The sequence below is a fragment of the Pseudomonas sp. GW821-FHT07E12 genome (assembly GCF_058986605.1).
On record NZ_JBYSVX010000027.1, the window covers coordinates 63,052 to 70,871 of the forward strand.

Consider the following 7,820-nt stretch of genomic DNA (forward strand, 5'->3'; position numbering starts at 1 on the left):
TTGCCTATTGGCCTGCATTCCCCGCATCACCCCTCCCCGTTCGAAGGCTCCCGATGGCGCTGGACTACATCCGCATCCGCGGCGCGCGGACGCACAATCTCAAGAACCTCGATCTCGACCTCCCCCGTGACAAGCTGATCGTCATCACCGGTCTATCCGGTTCCGGCAAGTCGTCGCTGGCGTTCGACACCATCTACGCCGAGGGCCAGCGCCGTTACGTCGAGTCGCTGTCGGCGTATGCGCGGCAGTTCCTCAGCGTGATGGAAAAGCCGGACATCGACCACATCGAAGGCCTGTCGCCGGCGATCTCGATCGAGCAGAAATCGACCTCGCACAACCCGCGCTCGACCGTCGGCACGATCACCGAGATCTACGACTACCTGCGCCTGCTGTATGCACGCGTCGGTACGCCGCGCTGCCCCGACCACGGTTATCCGCTGGAAGCGCAGACGGTCAGCCAGATGGTCGACCAGGTGCTGACGCTCAATGGCGAGCAGCGCTTCATGCTGCTGGCGCCGGTGATCCGCGATCGCAAGGGCGAACACGCGCAGGTGTTCGAGCAGCTGCGCGCGCAGGGCTTCGTGCGCGTGCGCGTGGACGGCGAGCTGTACGAGATCGACGCGGTGCCGCCCCTGGCGCTGCGCCAGAAACACACCATCGAGGCGGTGATCGACCGCTTCCGCCCGCGCGAGGACATCAAGCAGCGCCTGGCCGAGAGTTTCGAGACCGCGCTCAAGCTGGGCGACGGCATGGCCGCGGTGCAATCGCTGGACGACCCGGCCGCCGCGCCGCATTTGTTCTCGTCCAAGTACAGCTGCCCGGTCTGCGACTATTCGCTACCCGAACTGGAACCGCGCCTGTTCTCGTTCAACGCGCCGATGGGCGCCTGCCCATCCTGCGATGGCCTGGGGCTGGCCGAATTCTTCGACCCGGCCAAGGTGGTGGTGCATCCGGAGCTGTCGCTGTCGGCCGGCGCGGTGCGCGGCTGGGATCGTCGCAACGCCTACTACTTCCAGCTGATCGCCTCGCTGGCCAAGCACTACAAGTTCGACGTGGACGCGCCGTGGCAATCGCTGCCGGAGCCGGCGCGCCAGGCAGTGCTGTATGGCAGCGGCGAAGAGGTGATCACCTTCACCTACTTCACCGAGGCCGGCGGCCGTACCCAGCGCAAGCACCGCTTCGAAGGCATCCTGCCGAACCTGGAGCGCCGCTACCGCGAGACCGAATCGCCGGCGGTGCGCGAGGAACTGGCCAAGTACATCAGCGAACGGCCGTGCCCGGACTGCGGCGGCGCGCGCCTCAACCGCGCCGCGCGCAACGTGTTCGTCGCCGACCGGCCGCTGCCGGACATCGTGGTGATGCCGATCGACGAGGCGCTGACGTTCTTCCGCGAACTGAGCCTGCCCGGCTGGCGTGGCGAGATCGCCTCCAAGATCGTCAAGGAGATCGGCGAGCGGCTGGGCTTCCTGGTCGATGTCGGACTGGATTACCTCACGCTGGAGCGCAAGGCCGACACGCTGTCCGGCGGTGAAGCCCAGCGCATCCGCCTGGCCTCGCAGATCGGCGCCGGCCTGGTCGGGGTGATGTACGTGCTCGACGAGCCGTCGATCGGCCTGCACCAACGCGACAACGAGCGCCTGCTCGGCACCCTCACCCGGCTGCGCGACCTCGGCAATACGGTGATCGTGGTCGAACACGATGAGGACGCGATCCGCCTGGCCGACCACGTGCTCGACATCGGCCCCGGTGCCGGTGTGCACGGTGGCGAGATCTGCGCGCAGGGCACGCTGGCCGACATCCTGGCCTCGCCGCGTTCTCTGACTGGTCAGTACCTGTCGGGCAAGCGCCGGATCGAGATTCCCAAGCAGCGCCACAAGCCGAATCCGAAGATGACGCTGCACCTGCGCGGCGCGACCGGCAACAACCTCAAGGGCGTGGACCTGGACATCCCGGCCGGCCTGCTGACCTGCGTGACCGGCGTATCCGGCTCGGGCAAGTCGACGCTGATCAACGACACGCTGTTCTCGCTGGCCGCCAACGAGATCAACGGCGCCTCGCATCCGATCGCGCCGTATCGCGAAATCGAGAACCTGGACCTGTTCGACAAGGTCGTGGACATCGACCAGTCGCCGATCGGCCGCACCCCGCGCTCCAATCCGGCCACCTACACTGGCCTGTTCACGCCGCTGCGCGAGTTGTTTGCGCAGGTGCCGGAGTCGCGTGCGCGCGGCTACTCGCCGGGCCGTTTCAGCTTCAACGTGCGCGGCGGCCGTTGCGAGGCCTGCCAGGGCGATGGCCTGATCAAGGTCGAGATGCACTTCCTGCCGGACGTGTACGTGCCCTGCGACGTCTGCCACGGCAAGCGCTACAACCGCGAGACGCTGGAGATCCTCTACAAGGGCCACAGCATCAACGACGTGCTCGGCATGACCGTCGAAGACGCACTGAGGCTGTTCGAGCCGGTGCCGGCGATCGCGCGCAAGCTCGAAACGCTGGTCGACGTGGGCCTGAGCTACATCAAGCTCGGCCAGAGCGCGACCACGCTGTCCGGCGGCGAAGCGCAGCGCGTCAAGCTGTCCAAGGAGCTGTCGCGGCGCGATACCGGCCGCACCCTGTACATCCTCGACGAGCCGACCACCGGCCTGCACTTCCACGATATCGAGGCGCTGCTCGGCGTGCTGCACAAGCTGCGCGACGAAGGCAACACGGTGGTGGTGATCGAGCACAACCTGGACGTGATCAAGACCGCCGACTGGGTCGTCGATCTCGGTCCGGAAGGCGGCCATCGCGGCGGCACGATCCTGGTCACCGGCACACCGGAGGATGTCGCGGCGAATCCGCACTCCTACACCGGCCAGTTCCTGGCCAAGATGCTGCCGTCGGTCAGCGCGCGCCCGGGCAGCAAACCGGCTGCGATCGCCAACAAGCCCGACGCGTTGCCGCCGCGCAAGACCAAGCCTGTGAAGGCTCCCGCCAAGACAGCCGCGAAAACGGCCACCAGGAAGAAGAAAGCTGGATGAGTGAGAACGAACACAGGATCCTGGCCCGCGTGCCGATCAGCGTGCGCTGGCGCGACATGGACAGCATGGGCCACGTCAACAACGCCAAGTACATCTCCTACCTGGAGGAGGCGCGCGTGCGCTGGATGCTCGATATACCGGGCGTATCGATGAGCGATCGCATCGCGCCGGTGGTGGCGGCCACCCACGTCAACTACCGCCGCCCGATCGTGTGGCCGGACGACATCGTGGTCGAACTGTTCACCGAACGCCTGGGCAACAGCAGCGTCACCATCGGCCATCGCATCGTCGATCAGAAGGACGAGTCGGTGCTGTACTCGGACGGCAACGTGGTGGTGGTGTGGATGGATACGCAGACCGGCAAGAGTGCGGTGCTGCCGGAGGCGGTCCGCGCTGCATCGAGCTGAGTCCAGAACTTGTAGGAGCGGCGTCAGCCGCGATGGGGCTTGCATGCGAATCCCTCGCAAAGGCCCGCACATCCATGTGCGGGGATTCAAAGGGGACAGCCCCATCGCGGCTGACACCGCTCCTACAAAAGCGCTGATTACGGCGCGGTCTTGCGCACTTCCAGCTCGCCGCGCAGCTCGCGGCCATCGCGCAGGCGGAACGTAATCGGCAGCCGCTCGCCCTCGCGCAGCGGCTGTGCCGCCTGCATCAGCATCAGGTGCAATCCGCCCGGCCGCAGCTCGACCTTGTCGCCAACCGGCAGCGCCAACGCATCCACCCCACGCATCCGGCTCACGCCGTCGACCTGGGTGGTTTCGTGCAGGGAGACATCACCGAACGCCGGACTCGATGCGGCCACCACTTCGGCAGGCGCGTCGCAGTCGTTGGCGAAACGACCGAATCCGGCCGCCATCGGCATCGCCGGGTTGGCCGGCAAACGAGCCCAGCCGGCCTCGAAACGCGGCAGGCACTGCGGCGCGGACGTCGCCGCGAACGATGACACCAGCAGGAGCAGGCCTGCGGCCAGAATGGTGGGCGTTTTCATGGCGACTATCATAGGCGGCACGCCTCCCGGAGCAACGCATGAGCATCGAGACCTTCGACCACGGCCTGATCCGGGAAATCCGCCTCGCCCGCCCTCCGGTCAACGCGTTCGACACCGCGCTGTGCCGCACCCTGGCCGGCGCAGTCAGCCAGGCCCAGGCCGATGGCGCGCATGCGATCGTGCTGTCCGGCAACGAGCGGATCTTCTCGGCCGGGCTGGACGTGCCGCACCTGCTCTCGCACGGCGCCGACCGCGGCAAGCTGATGGACAACTGGGCCGCATTCTTCCAGGCCGCCCAGGCACTCGCCGACAGCACCATCCCGGTCGTGGCGGCGCTTACCGGCCACGCGCCGGCCGGCGGCTGCGTGCTGGCGCTGTGCTGCGACTACCGGATCATGGCGCACAGCCCGGATCCGGCCCGTCCCAACGCGATCGGCCTGAACGAGGTACAGGTCGGCCTGGTCGCCCCGGAAGGCATCCAGCGTCTGCTGCGGCGCGTGGTCGGGCCGCACCGTGCCGAACGCCTGCTGATCGCCGGCGAGATGGTGCCGGCCGAACGCGCCGTGCAGATCGGGCTGGTCGACGAACTGGTCGACGGCGAGCTGGTCGTCGCCCGCGCGGTGGCCTGGCTGCAGGCGCTGCTCAAGCTGCCGCGCGAGCCGATGCTGGCCACCCGCGAGATCGCGCGCGCCGACCTGCGCGAGGCGCTGGCGCCCCAGCACATCCAGCTCGAACGCTTCGTCGAGGCCTGGTACTCGCCGGACGCACAGGCCGCACTGAATGCGCTGCTGGCACGCCTGGGCGGCAAGCCATCCCCTTCCCAGGGCTGAGCCGCGCCGGCCGGTATACTTCGCGACCTCCCGCCGCCGCAGATCCGCCCCCTTGTCCGACAACGTCACCGTCGTCTCCGAACTGATCAGCCTGCTCTCGCTGGAGCGGCTGGAGGACAACCTGTTCCGCGGCCAGAGCCGCGACATCGGCACCAAGTACGTGTTCGGCGGGCAGGTGCTCGGGCAGGCGCTGGCAGCGGCGCAGGCCACGGTCGAGAACGGCCGTCGCGCGCATTCGCTGCACGCCTACTTCCTGCGCGCCGGCGATATCGAGCACCCGATCGTCTACGACGTGGACCGCACCCGCGACGGCGGCAGCTTCTCGGTGCGCCGGGTGACCGCGATCCAGCACGGCAAGGTGATCTTCTTCTGCGCCGCCTCGTTCCAGGAGGAGGAGGACGGCGCCGAGCACCAGACCCAGATGCCGGTGGTGCCGCCGCCGGAGGATGTCGAGCAGACCTCGCCGGTGGCGCCGGAAGTGATGGCCAAGCTACCGCCCAAGGTGCAGCGCTGGCTCACCCGCGGCGGCCCGTTCGAATTCCGTCATGTGTACCCGCGCGACGAATTGAACCCGCCCAAGCGACCGCCGTTCCAGCAGATGTGGCTGCGCCTGAACGAGCCGGTCGGCGACGACGTCGGCCTGCATCAGGCATTGCTGGCGTACGCGTCGGATTTCCAGTTGCTGGGCACGTCCACGTTCCCGCATGGCATCAGCTACTACACGCCGAACGTGCAGATGGCCTCGCTCGATCACGCGCTGTGGTTCCACCGCCCGTTCCGCGCCGACGACTGGCTGCTGTACTCGCTCGACAGCCCGACCGCGCAGGGTTCGCGCGGATTGGCACGCGGCCAGTTCTTCACCCGTGATGGCGTGCTGGTCGCCAGCACTTCGCAGGAAGGCCTGATCCGCGTGGTACGCGACGGCAGTGCCGCCTCCGTGCCGGCCAAAGATTAAGGATCGAGGTCATGCGCAAGATCTTCAGCAGCCAGCGAGTGGAAACCGCCGAAGGCGTGGCCAAGTTGCTGCGTGAGTCCGGCATCGATGTGCGACTGAGCAACGGCCGCTCCTACCAGAGCAAGCGCAGCGGCCAGTTCAGCTATCTCGAACAGGGCAACGCGCAGACCCATCCAACGGTCTGGGTCGTGCACGCCAACGACCAGCCGCGCGCGCGCGAGGTCCTTCGCGAAGCACGCCTGCTCGATACCACCCGTCGCGATTTGCCCAATGCCGAATACACCTTTGCCGACCTGCCCGGCACCGGTGAACAGCCACGCGCGAACTGGACCTGGCGCATCCGCATCGCGCTGCTGCTGGTGATCGGCGCGGTGGCGTTGTTCATCGCACTGCGCCATCGTGCGGCCCTGACCCAGGTGCCGTCCCCGGCCGCACCTGCTGCCACAGCACCGGCACGGCAGCCACCGCCGGCGCAGCAGGATGAAGAAGAAGTACGGGTCCGGATCGAACCAGCGAAGTAGCGCTTCCCGAGCGCGTCACATCCGGCGTCTGGCTACGTCATGATCGCAACGGACACGGAGCGAGCATGAACGCCCAGATCTTGGACCTGACGCTGCAACGCGATCTGCCAACCGCCCGCGATGGCTGTCAGCAGGCTTATGGCCGGATCGTCGAAGCCTGCCAGAACACGGTGACGGCGATCGCCCTGGCGATCACCCGCGACGTGCAGGCCAGCGAGGACATCGCGCAGGAAGCCTTCCTGCGCGCCTGGCAACAGCTGTCCAAGCTCAACAACCCGGCCAGTTTCATGCCCTGGCTGCGCCAGATCACCCGAAACCTCGCCCGCGACTGGCTGCGCGCCAACCGCCACCGGCCGATGAGCGGCGAGGCCGCGGAGATCGCGATCGGCATGGCCGCCGACCCTGACCCCACGCCCGCCGAACGCCTGCTGCAGATCGAAGAAGAGACCGCGGCAGCCGACATCATCTCGGCCCTGCCCGAAGACAGCCGCGAGACGCTGCTGCTCTACTACCGCGAAGGCCAACGCTCGCAGCAGGTCGCCGATCTGCTGGGCCTGAGCGATGCCGCCGTGCGCAAACGCCTGTCGCGTGCACGTGCGCTGGTGCGCGAAGAACTGCTGCAACGATTCGGACGCTTCGCCTGCAGCAGCGCCCCCGGCGTGGCATTCGGCCAGGCGCTGGCGTTGGCGATCACCACTGCGAAACCGTCACTGACCCTGGGCGTGGAAGTCGTCGGCACCGGCCTGGGAGCCGGCCTGGCCACCAAATCCCTGCTCAGCGCAGGTGCGGCGAGCGGCACCGCATTGCTCGGCGGCCTGCTGACGGGAGTCGCCAGCGGTGGCATCGCGTTCTGGTTGTGCAAGCGCCTGCTGTTGTCCTACGCCGAAAACGAACAGGAACGGATGTTGGTGTGGCGCGCCTACCGGCGCTACATGGTTCGCTCCATGTTCGCGCTCGCGGCAGTGGTGCTGGTCGCATTGCTCACCCATGACGCATGGCCGTTGGCGCTGGCCATGCTGACCGGCTTGGTACTGGTCAACTACGACATGATCGTGATGGTGCAGAAAGTCATGGCGCCCCTGCTGGCACGCGACACCGCACGCGCGCCCCACACCGCCGCACGTCGTCAGCTCGCCTACCGACTCAGCTTCGGGACCAGCGGCCTCATCATCACCAACGTCTGTGCAGTGCTGATGGCACTGCCACTGGTTTTGAACAGAACGCTTTAGGGCGACTCATCCTTCGCTGCACCCTCTTCTTTCACTGCAGGCGGCGCCTAGTCTTTTGGGACAAGCGCGGAGTGTCGTATGAGCATTGCCCTGCCCCCATCCACCCTCCAGGCACCTTCCCCCGCAAACGGGAGAAGGGAGTAAGGGCTGTTGCTGTTGCTGTTGCTATGACTGTGGCTGTTGCCGTTGCCGTTGCCGTTGCCTTGGACTTTGACTTACCCGGGGCCCCCATCCGCAGCGACGGAGCCAGCGGGAATAACCCGAAGGGCGACGT

Annotated in this window: 7 protein-coding genes; 6 read left to right on the plus strand and 1 reads right to left on the minus strand. The window is 67.2% G+C overall.

Translation table 11 applies throughout. From position 1 onward, the window contains the following. Nucleotides 1-59: 59 nt before the first annotated feature. Together uvrA and AC3WJE_RS14745 are read left to right on the plus strand one after the other, a co-directional pair. Nucleotides 60-3,020, plus strand: a complete 2,961-nt coding sequence (uvrA, locus tag AC3WJE_RS14740; protein ID WP_493731574.1) for an excinuclease ABC subunit UvrA — start codon at nucleotides 60-62, stop codon at nucleotides 3,018-3,020. Beyond that, on the plus strand, nucleotides 3,017-3,427 hold the full coding sequence (locus AC3WJE_RS14745) for an acyl-CoA thioesterase (RefSeq protein ID WP_493731567.1): 411 nt from the start codon (nucleotides 3,017-3,019) through the stop codon (nucleotides 3,425-3,427). The genes uvrA and AC3WJE_RS14745 overlap by 4 nt, the downstream gene beginning before the upstream one ends. A gap of 137 nt (nucleotides 3,428-3,564) precedes the next feature. Here the strand turns inward: AC3WJE_RS14745 and AC3WJE_RS14750 are convergent, their stop codons facing one another. Continuing rightward, the gene (locus tag AC3WJE_RS14750; RefSeq protein WP_493731568.1) at nucleotides 3,565-4,011 is read right to left on the minus strand and encodes a copper chaperone PCu(A)C; all 447 of its coding nucleotides are present in this window, start codon (nucleotides 4,009-4,011) and stop codon (nucleotides 3,565-3,567) included. 38 nt (nucleotides 4,012-4,049) lie between these two features. Here AC3WJE_RS14750 and AC3WJE_RS14755 point away from each other — a divergent pair, with 38 nt between their 5' ends. From AC3WJE_RS14755 to AC3WJE_RS14770, 4 genes are all read left to right on the plus strand, one after another. Then, on the plus strand, nucleotides 4,050-4,841 hold the full coding sequence (locus AC3WJE_RS14755; RefSeq protein ID WP_493731569.1) for an enoyl-CoA hydratase/isomerase family protein: 792 nt from the start codon (nucleotides 4,050-4,052) through the stop codon (nucleotides 4,839-4,841). Between the two features lie 52 nt (nucleotides 4,842-4,893). Continuing rightward, nucleotides 4,894-5,796, plus strand: coding sequence for an acyl-CoA thioesterase II (gene tesB, locus AC3WJE_RS14760; protein WP_493731570.1), 903 nt, complete (start codon nucleotides 4,894-4,896; stop codon nucleotides 5,794-5,796). A gap of 11 nt (nucleotides 5,797-5,807) precedes the next feature. After that, nucleotides 5,808-6,317, plus strand: a complete 510-nt coding sequence (locus AC3WJE_RS14765) for a putative signal transducing protein (protein ID WP_493731571.1) — start codon at nucleotides 5,808-5,810, stop codon at nucleotides 6,315-6,317. 65 nt (nucleotides 6,318-6,382) lie between these two features. Next, entirely contained in the window at nucleotides 6,383-7,546 is a 1,164-nt protein-coding gene (locus AC3WJE_RS14770; protein WP_493731572.1) for an RNA polymerase sigma factor, read from the plus strand. The last annotated feature ends 274 nt before the right edge of the window (nucleotides 7,547-7,820 follow it).